Annotated in this window: 13 protein-coding genes and 1 pseudogene; 12 read left to right on the top strand and 2 right to left on the bottom strand. The window is 38.4% G+C overall.

Annotated elements, in window-relative coordinates; translation table 11 throughout:
• Positions 1-54: 54 nt before the first annotated feature.
• Together rpmE and GQR45_RS01230 are read left to right on the top strand one after the other, a co-directional pair.
• Positions 55-270 (top strand): 50S ribosomal protein L31, encoded by a 216-nt coding sequence (gene rpmE / locus GQR45_RS01235; protein ID WP_007582029.1) that lies wholly within the window; start codon positions 55-57, stop codon positions 268-270.
• A 688-nt stretch (positions 271-958) separates the two neighbouring features.
• Positions 959-2,200, top strand: a complete 1,242-nt coding sequence (locus GQR45_RS01230) for a malic enzyme-like NAD(P)-binding protein (RefSeq protein ID WP_007582028.1) — start codon at positions 959-961, stop codon at positions 2,198-2,200.
• Positions 2,201-2,282: 82 nt separating this feature from the next.
• Here the strand turns inward: GQR45_RS01230 and metJ are convergent, their stop codons facing one another.
• Positions 2,283-2,603: a met regulon transcriptional regulator MetJ gene (gene metJ / locus GQR45_RS01225; protein ID WP_007586263.1), complete on the bottom strand. Its 321-nt coding sequence runs from the start codon at positions 2,601-2,603 to the stop codon at positions 2,283-2,285.
• 289 nt (positions 2,604-2,892) lie between these two features.
• Here metJ and metB point away from each other — a divergent pair, with 289 nt between their 5' ends.
• Entirely contained in the window at positions 2,893-4,140 is a 1,248-nt protein-coding gene (gene metB, locus GQR45_RS01220; protein ID WP_165724879.1) for a cystathionine gamma-synthase, read from the top strand.
• A 5-nt stretch (positions 4,141-4,145) separates the two neighbouring features.
• Positions 4,146-6,491, top strand: coding sequence for a bifunctional aspartate kinase/homoserine dehydrogenase II (gene metL / locus GQR45_RS01215; RefSeq protein ID WP_165724878.1), 2,346 nt, complete (start codon positions 4,146-4,148; stop codon positions 6,489-6,491).
• Between the two features lie 64 nt (positions 6,492-6,555).
• Here metL and GQR45_RS01210 read toward each other — a convergent pair whose 3' ends face one another.
• Positions 6,556-9,048: a PBP1A family penicillin-binding protein gene (locus tag GQR45_RS01210; RefSeq protein ID WP_165724877.1), complete on the bottom strand. Its 2,493-nt coding sequence runs from the start codon at positions 9,046-9,048 to the stop codon at positions 6,556-6,558.
• 130 nt (positions 9,049-9,178) lie between these two features.
• Here GQR45_RS01210 and GQR45_RS01205 point away from each other — a divergent pair, with 130 nt between their 5' ends.
• The 8 genes and pseudogenes from GQR45_RS01205 to GQR45_RS01170 all read left to right on the top strand — a co-directional run bounded on the left by GQR45_RS01205 (position 9,179) and on the right by GQR45_RS01170 (position 17,187).
• A complete protein-coding gene (locus tag GQR45_RS01205; protein WP_165724876.1) occupies positions 9,179-10,258 on the top strand; it encodes a pilus assembly protein PilM in 1,080 nt (359 codons plus the stop codon).
• Entirely contained in the window at positions 10,246-10,818 is a 573-nt protein-coding gene (locus GQR45_RS01200; protein WP_165724875.1) for a PilN domain-containing protein, read from the top strand. Before GQR45_RS01205 ends, GQR45_RS01200 begins: the two co-directional genes overlap by 13 nt.
• Positions 10,808-11,413, top strand: a complete 606-nt coding sequence (locus GQR45_RS01195; protein WP_165724874.1) for a type 4a pilus biogenesis protein PilO — start codon at positions 10,808-10,810, stop codon at positions 11,411-11,413. Before GQR45_RS01200 ends, GQR45_RS01195 begins: the two co-directional genes overlap by 11 nt.
• Positions 11,410-11,949 carry a pilus assembly protein PilP gene (locus tag GQR45_RS01190; protein WP_165724873.1) on the top strand — a complete coding sequence of 180 codons (540 nt, stop codon included), beginning with the start codon at positions 11,410-11,412 and terminating at the stop codon, positions 11,947-11,949. The genes GQR45_RS01195 and GQR45_RS01190 overlap by 4 nt, the downstream gene beginning before the upstream one ends.
• Positions 11,936-14,042 (top strand): annotated as a pseudogene (locus GQR45_RS01185) (type IV pilus secretin PilQ family protein). Before GQR45_RS01190 ends, GQR45_RS01185 begins: the two are co-directional and overlap by 14 nt.
• Positions 14,043-14,226: 184 nt before the next feature.
• Positions 14,227-14,745: a shikimate kinase AroK gene (gene aroK / locus GQR45_RS01180; RefSeq protein ID WP_004589350.1), complete on the top strand. Its 519-nt coding sequence runs from the start codon at positions 14,227-14,229 to the stop codon at positions 14,743-14,745.
• 27 nt (positions 14,746-14,772) lie between these two features.
• The gene (gene aroB / locus GQR45_RS01175) at positions 14,773-15,843 is read left to right on the top strand and encodes a 3-dehydroquinate synthase (RefSeq protein WP_007586276.1); all 1,071 of its coding nucleotides are present in this window, start codon (positions 14,773-14,775) and stop codon (positions 15,841-15,843) included.
• Entirely contained in the window at positions 15,844-17,187 is a 1,344-nt protein-coding gene (locus GQR45_RS01170; RefSeq protein WP_165724871.1) for an AAA family ATPase, read from the top strand. It begins immediately after the preceding gene.
• Positions 17,188-17,231 lie beyond the last annotated feature (44 nt).

Below are 17,231 nucleotides of genomic sequence, written 5' to 3'. Positions count from 1 at the left end.
TATGGTGCCAAACTCCGGGTTTGGAGAGCGATGCGGCCTTAACTAGAGGTTCCTATGAAAGAAGGTATTCACCCTAAGTACGAAGTAATTTCTGCAACATGTTCATGTGGAAATAAATTCGAAACTAGCTCAACTCTTTGTAAAGACATTCACTTAGACGTATGTTCTGCGTGTCACCCGTTTTACACTGGTAAGCAAAAAGTTTTAGACACTGGCGGACGTGTTGATCGCTTCAACAAGCGCTTCGGTGCACTTGCCAGCAAGAAGTAATTATTGCTGTTTAGTTAAAAAAAGCACCTTATGGTGCTTTTTTTGTGCCTAAAATTTGTTATTTATTATCTTATACCAACCTGCATAAATCTTTGAGCAATTTAACGTATTAAATTGCACTATAACGTCGTTAAAAATTTTTTATTTAGAACAACTAGATACAAAAATTTTTGCCTAGTTCTAGCGTAATTTTCTTAACGTTAAATAGACACCATATATAAGCAGATTGGTATTATTTCGTTGATTTTAACGATCCCCTCCTTTTGCATAACTATTTCCTATTCTTATTCTGAGTATGCATAATCCTTTACAGACAAATCGATAGATATTCTCTATATTTTAAATAGTACAATTTTTAACTAGGTTGATAAAAGTAGCTAACGTGGGCTTATCTGTTTTTAAAGTAGGGTCGTAGGCTGTTATTCTAAGTTTATGCTGATACTTTAAGTATACATTTTATAAGATTTTGATAGGCATAAAAGCACCTAAAAACTTACTTTTTAGGTGAATTTTTATTTATTAAATGTCGATATAATCCTGCAAAGTTACTGAAAAACCTCTTAAAATTAAAGGATATAGCATATAACAGGATAGACCTGATATTGCTTGGAATTTAAAAATAATAAGGGTATCGTACCCCAAGACTCCATCTCTCACTTTAACTTAAATTGCAGGATACCATCGCGTTATGTCTGACTTTCGTGAACAAGCACTACATTACCACTCACATCCCGTACCAGGTAAAATTAGCATTGAGCTTACAAAACCAGCTGAAACGGCTCATGATCTTGCACTTGCGTATAGCCCAGGTGTTGCCGAACCTGTACGTGAAATAGCTGCAGATCCTGCAAATGCTTATAAATATACTGGTAAAGGTAACATGGTTGCGGTTATTACTAATGGTACTGCAATTCTAGGCCTTGGTAATTTAGGTCCTTTAGCGTCTAAGCCCGTAATGGAAGGTAAAGCGTTATTGTTTAAACGTTTTGCAGGGCTTGATTCTATCGATATTGAAGTTAAGCACAAAACAACAGAAGACTTTATTAATACGGTTGCCAATATTGCCGACACATTCGGTGGTATTAACCTTGAAGATATTAAAGCACCAGAGTGTTTTGAAATAGAAAAAGCATTAATAGAGCGTTGTAGTATTCCTGTTTTTCATGATGATCAACACGGTACTGCCATTGTAACGGCTGCTGGTATGTTAAATGCGCTAGAAGTACAAGGTAAGTCAATTGAAGATGCAATTATTGTATGTTTAGGTGCAGGCGCTGCCGCTGTTGCGTGTATGGAGCTGTTAATTAAGTGTGGTGCACTGCGTGAACACATTTATATGCTTGACCGCAAAGGTGTTATTCATACCCGCCGCGATGACTTAAATGAATATAAACAGCTTTTTGCTAACAATACCGATAAGCGTACATTGCAAGATGTAATTGCAGATGCGGATGTATTTGTGGGTGTTTCTGGCCCTAACTTATTAGCGGCTGAAGATTTAAAGCTAATGGCTGCAAAACCAGTTGTGTTTGCATGTTCAAACCCAGATCCTGAGATTGATCCTGCACTTGCGCACGGCGCACGCAACGATTTAATCATGGCAACAGGGCGCTCTGATTACCCAAACCAAGTTAATAATGTTTTATGTTTCCCGTTTATTTTCCGTGGTGCACTTGATGTACGTGCAAGTGCTATTAACGATGAAATGAAAATTGCTGCAGTAGATGCTATTCGAAGTATTGCCAAAGAGCCAGTACCTGCAGAAGTTTTAAAAGCCGCTGGAGTAGATAAACTAGAATTTGGTGCGCAGTATATTATTCCAAAACCAATGGATCCACGTTTACTGCCGCGTATAGCAAGAGCTGTTGCACTTGCTGCTATTGAGTCAGGTGTTGCACAAATTGAGCTACCTGAAAACTATATGCAGTAAATCTATACAGTAGAGCTATGCAATAAAATTTAGACATAAAAAAACCTCAGTAATTACTGAGGTTTTTTTATCTTTGTAATATTTATTCTTCGTTTAAAACGGGTACTTCTAGACCCATTTCTTGCATTATTTTTTTAACTTCTTCTGGTACTTTTTCGGCGTTATCTTTACGTAAGTCATCGTCATTTGGTAAAGGTTGGCCAGTAAAAGCATGCAAAAATGCCTCACATAGCAATTCACTATTAGTAGCATGGCGAAGGTTATTGATTTGACGACGTGTACGTTCGTCAGTTAATACCTTTAATACATTTAGCGGGATCGAAACGGTGATCTTTTTAACTTGCTCTGATTTTTTACCGTGTTCTGCGTATGGGTGAATATACTCACCATTCCATTTAGCCATAAGATGTATCGTTGCCTCAGATTATTAATTTCTCACACGGTATAAAAAGCGTGTAAATATGCGTGAAATTCTATCGATTTAAAAAAGATAGTCAAATAATAGATACCGATCTATCTTAATAAGCCTATTGTAGGTGTAAAGATAAGCACACTTTTGTGAGCTAAAATGTGTTATTCGCAGAGGCCCCTTCTACTTTTAGCCATCTAGAGCTTTAAAATACTTTGACTTATCAAAACGGATAACTTACTCTTTTAGACGTCTAAACATCCAAATTAATCAGGTGACGAATATGAGCGAAAAAAACAAAGCGACCATTGCTGTACGTAACGGCGTTGATGCTGATAAACATCATGGTGCGGTGGTACCGCCAATTTATTTATCGACTACTTATTCGTTTGCCGACTTTGATACTAAGCGTGAGTATGATTATGGTCGTAGCGGTAATCCTAATCGTGATATTTTAGCTGAGACGCTTGCTAAGCTTGAAGGTGGCGCTCGTGGCATAATTACAGCTACAGGCATGGCTGCCGTGCATTTAGCTACTCAGCTACTTAATAGTGACGATACGTTAGTAATTCCACATGATTGTTATGGTGGCAGCTATCGTTTATTTACATCTTTACAAAAACGCGGACTACTAAAGCTCGAAATATTAGATTTAACAAAAGAAGAAAGCCTTCAACAAATTTTAGTAATTAAACCTAAGCTTATTTGGATAGAAACCCCAAGTAACCCAGTACTTCGTTTAACAGATATTAAAGCGGTTACCGATGTTGCAAAGCAATGCGGTGCATTGGTGGCTGCAGATAACACGTTTTTGTCGCCTGCCTTACAAAACCCTCTTAAGTTTGGTGTAGATATTGTGGTGCATTCAACCACTAAATACATTAACGGACACTCAGATGTAGTAGGCGGCGCTGTTATTGCAGCAACACAAAAGTTAGGCGATGAGCTTGCTTGGTGGGCTAATAACATTGGTATTACGGGTGCGCCTTTTGATAGCTATTTAACGCTTCGTGGTTTACGTACTTTAAATGTGCGCCTAAGGCAGCATCAAGAAAATGCACTGGCAATAGCTAAGTATCTTGAAAGCTCTGAATATGTAAGCCAAGTTTACTACCCAGGTCTTGAGTCACATCCTCAACATGAGCTGGCTAAAGCACAGCAACTTGGTTTTGGTGGCATGGTGAGTTTTGATATTAAAGGCGATATAAATGACGCTGCGGCATTTTTAACTAGTCTTAAAACGTTTAGTTTAGCTGAGTCACTAGGTGGCGTAGAGAGCTTAATTTGTCACCCTGCAACTATGACGCACGCAGGTATGGAGGCAACAGCACGTTTAGAAGCGGGTGTGGGCGATACGCTTATTCGTATTTCGGTAGGTATTGAAGATATACACGATTTAGTCGCTGATTTTGAGCGAGTGTTTGAACTTGTAAAACCAGGGCAAAATAAAAATGTTGGCCGTGTAGGCAAAGGTGCAGGCACTTCTGGTGGGAACGTTAAATTAAGTGCAGCCCGTCCGGCGCTTTGGTGATTAATATGGTCAATTGTGTACATAAATTTGGTGGTTCAAGTTTAAGCTCAAGTGAGCGATACCAAAGCGTAGCAAAAATAATAATTACACATACTCAACCGGGTGATTGTGTGGTGGTATCGGCTGCGGGTAAGACAACCGATACGCTAGTATTACTTTGGCAAAGCTATCAAAAACAAGATACTCAAGCAGTAGCTGATATTTTACTGCAGTTAAATAACCATCAAAGTGATTTAATAGAGCAGCTATTAGAAGCCGATTTAAAACGAAGTGCACTTAAAACACTAAGTATCGAACTTAGCTATATTGCAGAACTTGCTCAAGCTGAGCAGCTAAAAGAGGCTGCATTACTTGCACATGGCGAACTGTGGTCAGCACGTTTACTCGCTACTTATTTACAGCAGCTAAATATTGAGGCATGCGCTCAAGATGCGCGTACTCTTTTTACCTTAAATGATGGCGAATTAATGCATGCGCAAAATGCGCAGCAATGTGGGCAGTTAATTTTGCCTAATAAAATAAATGTTGTTACTGGGTTTATTGCAGCAGATATCAAAGGCGAGACAGTAACGCTTGGGCGAAATGGCAGTGACTACAGTGCAACACTACTTGCAAATTATTGCAATGCTAAGCAAGTATGTATTTGGACTGATACACAGGGAGTGTATAGCACTGATCCTCGAAAGGTAAAAAAAGCGATTAAATACGGCAAAATTTGCCGTGGGCAAGCTAATTTATTAGCTCGTTTGGGTAACCCTGTATTACATGCAAAAACACTATCGCCACTTAAAAACACAGATATTAAGCTAGCTGTTCGCAGTAGTTTTGACGTACAAGCAAGTCCAACAGATATAGTCAAAGAAGGTTCAGCGAAGAAAAAGCGCTTTATAACCACGTTGCAAAATGTTGACCTATTAATGGTTGAAGGATTAAGTGAAGGTGAGGTTGCAAGTGTTAGTCAGCTTATTCAGCATAGCCTTCATCACTTTAACCATAATGGTGAAGTGTATTTAGTAGTACCTGCAGCACAAACTTATCTGGTTATTAATTATTTTGCGGGTAGGGCAAATATTAGCGAGTCAAATTTAAACGGTTGTGCAATTGTAGCGCCTGAGCAAGACGTTAATACATTAAGCTTACAAGCATTAGATTTATTAAAACTCCACAGCATAAAGCCTCGTTTTGTCCATCAAGATACTGGCTATGCTTTATTGCTTACCGATCAATTTATAGATAGTGATATACAAAGTGCCTTACACGATAAGCTAATTAATAAAGGCCAAGAAATCGCAATTATAGTTGCGGGGCTTGGTAACGTTGGCGACGTTTTCATTAAACAGTTATCGGCACAATTTGAGCGTTTATCGGATGACTTTAGTATTAAATTAGTCGGTCTAATTCGCTCTAAAAAAATGCTGTTTAATGCAAGTGGTATTAATACACAGCAATGGAAAACTCAATGGCAGCATGAGGCAAATAGCTATCAATCTGCAGATTTACTGAATGCTATAAATGAGCTCGATTACGAGCATAAAATTGTAATTGATATTACCGCAAGTGAACAATTTAGCTTGTTATATCCAGACTTTGTAGATAGAAACTGTCATTTAATTAGTGCTAATAAATACGCTGGAACAGCACCTACTACTTGGTATAAAGCACTTCGTAGTAATATTAAAGGACGTAATTTACATTGGCGATATAACACCAGTGTAGGCGCTGGCTTACCTATTAACTTTGCTTTGGTTGATTTGCAAAATAGTGGCGATAAAATAACACGTATAGAAGGTGTTTTCTCAGGCACGCTTTCGTGGCTATGCAGTAAATATGATGGAACTAGATCATTCTCTGAGTTGGTACTGGAAGCTCAGAAAATGGGATTCACAGAGCCAGACCCTCGCGAAGATTTATCTGGGCGAGATATGCAGCGTAAACTACTTATTTTAGCTCGAGAGCTAGGTGTTGAGCTTGAACTTGACGATATTAGTTTATCGGCATTGATGCCAGATGAACTTGCGCTGGGAAGTTGGGATGACTTTTTAAATAAAAAAGCACAGCTAGACGCGTTCATCGAAGAGCATGCAGTGACAGCAAAGTCTAAAAATTCAGTACTTAGATATACGGGCTTGTTAGAAATCACACAAGGTGAAGTAATTGCTAAAGTGGGAATAGCGTATGTGCCTAATGGCGATGCGTTAGCAAACCTTACACCAGGCGATAATATTTTTGTAATTAATAGCAAATGGTATAGCGATAACGCATTAGTGATTCAGGGGCCAGGAGCGGGTAGGGAAGTGACCGCTGCGGGTGTGCACTCTGATTTGTATTGGCTTGTTCAAAACTTAAAATAAACATTTGGTTTAAACAAAAACGGCAGCTTAAATAAGCTGCCGTTTTTGTATTACATACATATTATTAAAATAGCTCTTCTTCTGTTTTAGTGTCTTCTTCAAATATATCGCTAGGCTGAGATAGCACATACTTTGTAGGTGCGGTGCCTTTTTCAAAATATTCAAATCGACTCGTGTAATCATTTTTATGGCTAAGTAAGCCGGTAGCTAAATCAATACGAATAGAAACAAGTCCCTCAGGCGGCTCAATTGGGGCTTCAGGCTTGCCTTCAAGTGCCGCTTTCATAAATTCAACCCAAGCTGGCTGCGCGGTTTTAGCGCCAGATTCCGCACCTGATATTTGGCTGCTATCTAGGTTGTTATTATATGTAGAGCGACCAAGAGCGTTGCCCGGATTATCAAAGCCAACCCAAACTGAGGTCATCACATTACTATTAAAACCGCTAAACCAGGTATCTACTGAGTCATTAGTTGTGCCTGTTTTACCCGAAATATCGCGACGATCTAGCGCTTGTGCTCGCCAACCGGTTCCACTCCAACCTGTTTTATGAGCCCAGCTACCACCCCCCCAAATTGCACTATTCATAGCGTCAGCAATTAAAAATGCATTTTGCTTAGAAATAATTCTCGGCGCACATTTTTTCGTTTGCTCCATTTCATCATCACTATTATGCATTGAGAGTGCATTGTGTGTTGGCAAAGGCTCTTCGTCACAGGCAAGAGCAGGGTTTGCTTTAAACAATACATTGCCGTAAGCGTCTTGAATTTCTGAGATAAAGTAAGGTTCAATTAAATGACCGCCATTGGCAAATGTGCTCATGCCTCTTGCAAGTTCAAGTGGGGTAATAGAAGCACTACCAAGTGCTAATGATTCACTACGGTTAATGTCAGCGTCTTTAAAACCAAATTTTAGTAAGTGATCAGCTGTACGTTGCAATCCAACACCACGTAGTAAGCGCACCGAAATAACGTTTTTAGACTGTGCTAAAGCACGGCGAATTCGAATAGGACCGTTGTAAACAGCAGGGCTGTTTTTAGGACGCCATGCTACGCCTTGGCTCTTATCCCATTGGTTTATAGGTGCATCATTTAATATAGACGCAAGCGTGTAACCTTTTTCAAGTGCTGCCGAATATATAAAAGGTTTTATATTAGAACCCACTTGACGCTTAGCTTGTATCGCTCGGTTGTATTGACTTTGCTCAAAGCTATAACCCCCTACAATAGCTTTTATTCTACCGTCTTGTGGATCGAGGGATACAATAGCGCTTGATGCTTCTGGTATTTGGCTTAATAAGTAGCTGTTATCTTCGTTTTGACGTACCCATATTTGCATACCTGGCGTTAAAATATCAGTAGCTGCTTTTGGAGCAAAGCTTTGGCGGTAGCGAGTAATATACTTACGCGCCCATTTTAAACTATCCCAACTGAGGGTTGCTTGCTCACCGTTTTTAAGTAGTACTGTAGCTGTTTTATTATTAACACTAAGTACTGCTGCAACTTTTAAAGTGCCTAACTCATTTACGCTCTGTAATTTATTGAGTATTTGTTGCTCAGTTAAAGCTGGTTGTGTTTCAGGATTCCATAAAACATCAGTTGGACCTCTAAAACCATGACGCATATCGTAACTGTGTAAGTTATTTACTAGTGCGTTTTGCGCTGCTTTTTGAACCTTTGACTCTACTGAGGTAAAAATTTTAAAACCAGAGTTGTAGGCTTTATCTACCCCATAGCGCGAAACCATTTCAGCGCGCACCATTTCAGAGATATACGGTGCGTATAAGTTTATTTCTGCACCGTGAAAATAAGCTGTAATAGGTTGGCTAGTTGCTTCGTTATATTGCTCTTGTGTTATATAGTCTTCGGTCAGTAAACGGCCTAAAACTACATTTCGGCGTGCTTTTGCACGCGTTGGGTTACGAATTGGGTTTAAAGCTGAAGGTGCTTTAGGTAAACCTGCAATCATCGCCATTTGTGCAAGTGTTAAATCTTTTAGCTCTTTACCGTAATAAACTTGCGCTGCTGCACCAATACCGAAAGCACGATTACCTAATTCTATTTTATTAAGGTAAAGCTCTAAAATTTCGTCTTTTGTTAACACTCCTTCAATATGAAGCGCTATAAATATTTCTTTAACTTTACGAATATATGCTTTTTCGCGTGTTAAAAAGAAATTACGAGCAAGCTGCATAGTAATAGTACTTGCACCTTGTTTTTTCTCGCCAGTAGATATAAGAACAACAGCCGAACGTACTATACCAATAGGGTCTATGCCTATATGATCGTAAAATCGATTATCTTCTGTCGCTAAAAATGCATTAATGAGTGTTTGAGGAATTTCATCAATAGTCACTGGAATACGACGTTTTTCACCAAATTGATTGATTAAAAGCCCATCTTTAGTGAATACTTGCATAGGAGTTTGTAATTGCACGTCTTTTAAAACTTGCACACTGGGGATATCAGGTTTAACGTAGTAATAAAGACTGATCAAAGTAATCAGACCAATTAACACACAAATGATAAAAAATTGTAAAGTTCGTTTTAATAAAATCACTTATATTTCCCTAAATGGACTCCCAATTGCGAGTTTTGACTGCTAGTATATATTGATTAAAAAATGAATAATATTTTTTCATATAAAAATTATAACTTGTTTATTATTAAAACAAAGGCCAAGTTGAAACATGCTAAGTCAACTATTTCAAAAACCGTCCCAAATGATGGTAGGAATTGATATTGGATCACACTCTATTAAGGCTGTGCTTTTACGTGAAATTGAAACTGGATTTCGACTCGAAGCACTTGCAATTGAGCCGATGCCAAAAGGCGCAATGAGTGAGCGCACAATTCAAGATATTGAAGCGATTGGTAACGTAATTACAAAATTAAGAAAAAAATTACCAAAGTCGTTAAAATCTGCAGCAGTGGCTGTTTCTGGCCAAACAGTCATTACAAAAGTGATCTTCATGGATGTATCGTTAACTGATGCTGAACTTGAGTCGCAAATTGAAATTGAAGCCGATAGTTTAATTCCATATCCTCTTGATGAAGTGAGCCTCGACTTTGAGAAGCTTTCGACGAATGAGGCCGATCCTAGTAAAATGAATGTTTTGCTTTCAGCTGCTCGTACTGAGAGTGTAGAAGCGCGTGTTGGCGCTTTAGAAGCTGCAAATTTAGAAGCTAAAATAGTTGATGTAGAAAGCTATGCATTAAGTCGTGCAATGGATGTGTATTACCAACAATTACCCAGCGACGCATTTAATAAATGTGTGGCTGTGGTTGATATTGGTGCGGTTTTAATGCTCGTGAGCGTTGTTCAAGCTGGGGAAACAATTTATACACGTGACCAAGTTTTTGGTGGCGACCAATATACAAATAGTATTGTTGCTTATTATAATAAAGGTTTTGATGAAGCTGAAATTGGTAAAACATCAGGTGATTTGCCGCCAAACTATACCTTTGAAGTATTAGCCCCTTTTCAAACTACGTTACTTCAACAAGTGCGACGTGCGGTGCAAATGTTTTTAACAACCAGCGGTAAAGAGCAAATAGACTATATTGTTCTAACGGGTGGTACATCGATGATAAAAGGTATCAACCGATTACTCATTGAAGAACTTGGTATCCACTCTGTCGTTGCTGAGCCTTTTGAAAATATGGAAATTTCTCCAAAAGTAGATCGTAATGTAATGCAGCGTCACAAAACGCAGTTTGCAATTGCGACAGGGTTGGCATTAAGGAGCTTTTCAACATGCCACATATAAATCTACTTCCTTGGCGTGAATCGCAGCGCGAAGAATCGAAAAAAAAATTTGTAACTATACTTATTGGTGTCGTTATACTTTGTTTTGCGAGTATGTACTTATTAAGCTCTTTTTATAGTGCATTAAAAGACGGTCAAAACTTAAAGAATAACTATTTAAGTTCAGAAATTAGCATGCTAGATAAAAAAATAAATGAAATTAGAAGTTTAGATAAAAGAAAAGAAAACTTACAACAGCGTATGAGACTCATTGAAGAGTTACAAAGCAGCCGTAATTTGGGTACGCAAATAATGGATGAAGTTGCCAAAATAGTGCCGGGTGGGGTTTATTTAACAAAACTCGAGCGCAGAGGCAGCCAAATACATGTATTGGGACGCAGTGAATCTAATAACCGTTTATCAACAATGCTGCGCCAAGTACAAAGCTCATATTTACTAGAGAATCCTTCAATGCAGGGCATTGTTGCAGGCGATCAATCTTCGCGTTTACTCAGTGATTTTAATATGGAATTTTATGTAAAACCATTTAATAAAATTGGTGAGGTTAGCGATGAGCCTTGATTTTAAAGCACTGAGTGAAATTGATTGGAATGAAATAGAGCTCGATAACATTGGCGATTGGCCTATTGCAGTTAAAGCAATTTGCTGTACGTTTGTCGCCGGACTTGTATTGTTTTTTAGTTACAGTCTATTAGTTTCTGATGAAATTGATAGTTACCACAGTGCAGTTGCGAAAGAGGTCGAGTTACGCACTACTTATCGTACTAAGTACGCAGTAGCTAGTAGAATAGATGTTTATCGTCAACAAATGATTGAAATGGAAGATAAGTTTTCACAATTATTAAAACGTTTACCTACCTCTAACGAAACCCCTGGTTTACTTGATGATTTGTCGTATGTTGGCACAACAAGTGGTCTGACTTTTTTAAAAATAGGTTGGTTACCAGAAGTCGAGAAAGAATTTTATACCGAGCTGCCGATTAAAATTGAAGTGATCGGTACCTATCATGAGTTTGGTGAGTTTGTAGGTAAAGTGGCTCAGTTACCACGAATTGTAAGCCTGCATGATTTTTCTATTTTATCATCGGGCGATAAACAGTTAACATTCAGTGTTGTTGCAAAAACATATCGTTATGAAGAAGGGGTTAAAAAATGAAACTCCTTCGCGTAGTACCTTTAGCAATAGCGTTTGTTTTAGCTGGTTGTAATGATGATACGTCTGAGCAAAAAGAATTCATTGATCAAGTTAAGGCAAGTACAACACCAAAGGTTGAATCAATTCCTGAGCTTACAAAGTTTGAAATATTTGAATATAGTGCAGGGCAGCTACGTAGTCCATTTGTAGCGCCCCAGCCTGAAATAATTCAAAATAAATTAACGCAAGTAAAAAACTGTTTGCACCCAGATCAAGAGCGTCGCCGCGAACCGTTAGAAAAATACCCGCTAGATAACTTAGCAATGAAAGGCACAATTGGTTCTAGTGGACAAATATGGGCATTAATAACAGCAACTGACGCTACTTTGCATCGTGTAACGGTAGGGAATTACCTTGGTAGTTATGATGGCAAAGTAAAAACAGTAAGTAACGACTATATAGAGTTAGTGGAATTAATCCCTGATGGGTCTGGCTGTTGGAAAGAGCGCTTGACTAAATTAGAAATGTTAGAGGCGGCAACAGATGGCGCAAATTAATAATAAAAAAGGTAAAAAATAGCATGCATAAGGATGTACTTTGGCTTCATCGTATTTCACAAACATTACTGGCTGCTGTTGCTTTAGTCACTGTAAATTCAGCCGTTGCAGGGCCGTTACTTTATGATGTTCGTTATAATCCATTACTTAAAGGCGAAACTGAGTTACAGCTAGTTTTTGATGAAGAGTTAACGCTTGAGCCAAAAGTTCAGGTGTTTAATAGCCCAGCCCGAATCGAAATGTTTTTTGATACCGCAGAGTTAGAGGTTGGTTTAAATGATGTTGAAGTTAATCAAGCTGGAATTAGCAGTGTTACTAATGTTTTAACTAACAGTGGTTTAAAGGTAACGGTAAACTTAGATAGATTAAAAATTTATGAAACTGAAGTTCATAACAACTTAGTATCAATACGCGTGTCTGATAATCCTCTTACAGAATCTGAAAATGAAGATGTAGCGATGGACTCAGGTGACGTAAGTGGAAATTACATCAACCGTATCCAATCAATTGATTTTAGACGTGGTGAAAAGGGCGAAGCGAAAGTACTCGTATTTTTACAAGACACTCAAGCTGCAATTGAAGTCCATGAAAGTGGCGGTAAAATTTACGCTGACTTTCATCACACCGATATTTTAGATGACCTACTTTATGAATTAGATGTATTAGATTTTGGTACTGTTGTAAGTAATATCGAGACTTTTAAAGAAGACGGATTAAGTCGTGTCGTTATTGAGCCAAACGCTCAGTTTACATTTACGTACCAGCAAATAGATAATATTTTAACGCTGACGGTAGAAAAAGATGAAACGCAAAACGCCTATTTAGATGGTGGCGTTGAGTATCAAGGTCGCCCTATGACCTTAAATTTTCAAGATATCTCTGTGCGAGCAGCACTACAAATTATTGCGGGTTATAACGATTTTAACTTAGTAACCAGTGATTCAGTGACAGGTAATATAACACTGCGCTTAGATGGCGTACCGTGGGATCAAGCGCTTGACGTAGTATTGCGTATTAAAGGGCTAGACAAACGGATGGATGGCTCTATTTTAATGGTAGCGCCTGCAGAGGAGCTTGCGGCACGTGAAGCTAAAGATTTAAAAGCTAAACAGCAAGTTGAAGACTTAGAACCACTCTATAGTGAATACATTCGATTAAACTATGCTAAAGCCGAAAATTTTGCTGACTTATTAAAAACAGATAGGAACAGTATTATAACTGCCCGTGGTAGTGTATCGGTTGATCAGCGTACAAATACTTTATTGGTAAAAGATACTGTAAAGAGTATAGAAAACATTCGCCGGATGATAGAAACACTCGATATTCCGGTACAGCAGGTTGTAATCGAATCTCGAATGGTAACTGTGCGCGATAACGTTACTGAAGACTTAGGCGTACGCTGGGGGTTTAGTGATCAAGGCAGTAGTGTTGGTATTTCTGGCTCCCTTGAAGGCGCAGAAGGTATTTATAACGCGACATCAACTTCAAATGCGCCAAGTATTTCAGATCGATTAAATGTAAATTTACCAATTTCTAATCCTGCGGCCAGTATTGGTTTGCACATAGCAAAGTTGGCTAACGGTACATTAATTGATTTAGAGCTAAGTGCTCTTGAAGAAGAGAATAAAGGCGAAATTATTGCTAGTCCGCGTATTATAGCGGCTAATCAGCAAAAAGCGCGAATAGAGCAAGGTACTGAAATCCCTTACACTGAGTCAGCTTCAAGTGGTGCTACTACTGTAAGCTTTAAAAAAGCGGTACTAAGCTTAGAAGTGACACCTCATATCACACCTGATAATAAAGTAATTCTAGACTTAATTATTACTCAAGATACTCGTGGTGATACTGTACAAACGGGAACAGGTGAAGCAGTGTCTATTGATACCCAAGAGATTCAAACTCAAGTGTTAGTTGAGAATGGACAAACCGTAGTACTCGGTGGTATTTTCCAGCAGCAGATCATTAATACTACGAGTAAAGTGCCAATTTTAGGTGACATTCCTTACGTAGGAAGACTATTTAAAACCACAAGTGAGTTTAATGAAAAGCGTGAATTACTTATTTTTGTGACACCAAAAATACAAATTGATTAAAATACAGTGGTTTTATGTTAACCAACGGGTGATTATTTAGATTAATTGCTCGTTATATGGCTTTTTATGCTAATTGACTTGAAATACCCCCGCAATTACTGAGATAATCCCCTCCTTAATTTTGGGGCCAGGTCGTTAGGCGGGGTTTTATTTCAAATTTTAGAGTTTGTTTGTACTAAAAGATATGGCTGAGAAACGTAATATATTTCTAGTTGGCCCCATGGGGGCTGGCAAAAGCACGATTGGTCGTCACATCGCTGACCAATTACACCTTGAATTTGTTGATTCTGATCAAGAAATCGAACGCCGCACAGGTGCAGATATTGCATGGGTATTCGATCTTGAAGGTGAAGAAGGCTTTAGACTTCGAGAAGAGTCTGTTATTGGCGATTTAACCGAGATGCAAGGTATTGTACTTGCTACCGGTGGTGGTTCAGTAATGAGCAAAGAAGTTCGAAACAAGCTTTCGGCTCGAGGTATCGTTGTATACCTAGAGACACCTATAGAGAAGCAAGTTGCACGCACGCAACGCGACAAGCGTCGCCCATTACTGCAAACTGAAGAAGCACCTCGTAACGTACTAGAGCGCTTAGCAGAAGAACGCGAGCCACTATACAAAGAAGTTGCTGATTTTGTTGTACGTACCGATGAGCAAAGCGCTAAAGTTGTTGCTAACCAAATCATCGAGAAATTAGATTTTTAAAAACCAATAATAAAGGAATAGCCAAGCATGCTTAAATTAACTGTTAATTTGGACGAGCGAAGTTATCCTATTTATATTGGGCAATCTGCACTTCAAGATAATGGCCGCCTGGTTCACCACATTGGTGATTGTCGGCCTATCATCATTACTAATGACACAATAGCGCCTTTATATTTGCAAAGGTTACTTGATTCATTAGCTGATCTAAATCCGCTATCTTTTATTATTCCTGACGGTGAGCAATATAAATCACTGGAATGGTTTGAAAAAATATCAGCATTTTTACTACAAAATAACTGTGGCCGAGATACGTGTTTAATTGCGTTAGGTGGCGGTGTTGTAGGTGACCTAACTGGTTTTGTAGCGGCTTGTTATCAGCGCGGCGTACCGTTTATTCAAATACCAACGACAGTGCTTTCACAGGTTGATTCATCGGTAGGTGGAAAAACGGCAGTAAATCATCCGTTAGGTAAAAATATGATAGGGGCATTTTATCAGCCTCAAGCGGTTTTTATTGATACGCAAACATTACACACTCTACCTGCACGAGAGTTTGCAGCAGGTATGGCTGAGGTAATTAAGTATGGTCTGATTTACGATACCGAATTATTTGCCTATTTAGAGCGAAATGTGACTAATTTACAGCAACTAGATGAAGCATGCTTACAGCATATCATTTTTAGATGTTGTGAAATAAAAGCGCTTATAGTTGCTCAAGATGAAAAAGAACATGGCTTACGGGCTTTGTTAAACTTAGGCCATACATTTGCCCATGCAATTGAGGCACAGATGGGTTATGGCGTTTGGTTACACGGCGAAGCTGTTGCAACAGGAATGGTATTAGCAGCTAAACTTGCCAAGACACGCCAAGATTTAAGCGCAAGCGAAGTTGATCGAATTATTAAGCTGCTTGAGCTATATAATTTACCAACAGAAATTCCAAAGCAAATGACTAGCGAGCAGTTTTTAACGCATATGCGTAAAGACAAAAAGAATAAAAAAGGCACTATCCGCTTTATTCTACCTACCCAATTTGGCCAGTGTGCATTAGTTGATAATGTATCTGATGATCAAGTTAGAGACTTAATCGAGCAGTAAATGCAGTCACAAATTTTACCAAGCCGTGCGGCTTTGGTGGATAGAATCGCACTGCAATTTGAGTACGGGCAAAATTTAATTGTTTTACTTGGCACTTCTGGGCTAGGTAAAAGCTATATGCTCGAAACCTTCATTACAGATAAATACAACGACTTTAATAAAGCCTTCGTGCAAGTAAGTGCGCAAATGACTGATGCTCAGCTAATGAGTGAGTTATTAGAGCAAAGCTTTAACTCTCCCCTGATTGATCATAACTTAAGTTTACCTGAAAACTATTACCAATTACTGCAGCAGCAACCATGCGGGCCATGTTTATGGGTACTTGATGGCGGTAGGCAATTATCTGATGAGATGTTAATTGAGCTTGAGTTACTTTCTAAAAACAGCCCAAATACGCTATATATTATAATAGCTTCACAGTCTAAACTGGCTTTAAATAACGCTGTTGAAATTTATCTGGAGCCGCTAACGCTTCGAGAAAGCAAGATGTTATTGCAGTGGTACTTTACAGACTTACCCTATGATGAAGACCCTGTATTTAGTACTTTTTTAGCTGAGACTCACGGTAATCCAAGCTTATTGCTTGCTTGGCAACCTAGTGAGCACATAGCCGATATTATTGTTAAAGACAAAGTGTCTTGGCGATTACACTTATTGATTTTGATGTTGCTGATTATGCTTTTAATTATTGGTCTGCTTTATAAGTCGGATATGACACAGTGGTGGCAACAGTATTATCAACAAGAAGAAACACAAGTAGTAAATACAGCAATATCTATAGAGCAAGTAAGTGAGCCGGCTATAAAGAAAAATGACTCAATAATTAACTTAAATGACCCCAAAGTTGTTGAGCCAGATATTAAGCCAGAGCGTGTACACATTAATGATGTGCCTGCCATAATGCAAAGCCTTACCGAACCTGGCAACACAGTTAACGTATTAGACAATGATGTTGATGATAGTACTAATAATAAAAGCAGTGTATCAAGTGACGTTAAATCTGAAGCTCTAAAAGTAAATACAGCAGAGCAAACTCAGATCAGCCAAGATAATATATGGTACATGCAGCAAATAGATACAAATAGTGTTATTCAATTATTAGCCGTAACTCAGCAGGAAGTTAGCGATAATTTTATTGCTCAATTCAATCTACAGCAGCAAACTCATACTTACCAAACAAAGCGAAATAATAAAATATGGTGGGTTGTTACATTTGGCAGTTTTGAAAGTATAAACGAAGCAAAATCAGCAATGGATACTTTATCTGCTGAGGTTAGAAAAAATAAACCTTTCTATAAAAAAATTAGTAAAATAAAGCAAGAAATAGCACTCGTTGATCAGTAAAACACACTGCTTTAGTGTAAAATCGCGCAACACCAGATTGAAGT

The organism is Pseudoalteromonas sp. SA25, from assembly GCF_011378705.1.
In the GTDB taxonomy this organism is placed as follows: domain Bacteria; phylum Pseudomonadota; class Gammaproteobacteria; order Enterobacterales; family Alteromonadaceae; genus Pseudoalteromonas; species Pseudoalteromonas arctica.
The sequence above is the reverse complement of the archived record's forward strand: the minus strand, read 5'-3'. Positions and strand labels throughout refer to the sequence as shown.

Bases quoted from the DNA above. Each gene is read 5' to 3' on its own strand.
- rpmE (WP_007582029.1), top strand. From the start codon at position 55: ATGAAAGAAGGTATTCACCCTAAGTACGAAGTAATTTCTGCAACATGT.
- GQR45_RS01230 (WP_007582028.1), top strand. From the start codon at position 959: ATGTCTGACTTTCGTGAACAAGCACTACATTACCACTCACATCCCGTA.
- metJ (WP_007586263.1), bottom strand. From the start codon at position 2,603: ATGGCTAAATGGAATGGTGAGTATATTCACCCATACGCAGAACACGGT.
- metB (WP_165724879.1), top strand. From the start codon at position 2,893: ATGAGCGAAAAAAACAAAGCGACCATTGCTGTACGTAACGGCGTTGAT.
- metL (WP_165724878.1), top strand. From the start codon at position 4,146: ATGGTCAATTGTGTACATAAATTTGGTGGTTCAAGTTTAAGCTCAAGT.
- GQR45_RS01205 (WP_165724876.1), top strand. From the start codon at position 9,179: ATGCTAAGTCAACTATTTCAAAAACCGTCCCAAATGATGGTAGGAATT.
- GQR45_RS01200 (WP_165724875.1), top strand. From the start codon at position 10,246: ATGCCACATATAAATCTACTTCCTTGGCGTGAATCGCAGCGCGAAGAA.
- GQR45_RS01195 (WP_165724874.1), top strand. From the start codon at position 10,808: ATGAGCCTTGATTTTAAAGCACTGAGTGAAATTGATTGGAATGAAATA.
- GQR45_RS01190 (WP_165724873.1), top strand. From the start codon at position 11,410: ATGAAACTCCTTCGCGTAGTACCTTTAGCAATAGCGTTTGTTTTAGCT.
- aroK (WP_004589350.1), top strand. From the start codon at position 14,227: ATGGCTGAGAAACGTAATATATTTCTAGTTGGCCCCATGGGGGCTGGC.
- aroB (WP_007586276.1), top strand. From the start codon at position 14,773: ATGCTTAAATTAACTGTTAATTTGGACGAGCGAAGTTATCCTATTTAT.
- GQR45_RS01170 (WP_165724871.1), top strand. From the start codon at position 15,844: ATGCAGTCACAAATTTTACCAAGCCGTGCGGCTTTGGTGGATAGAATC.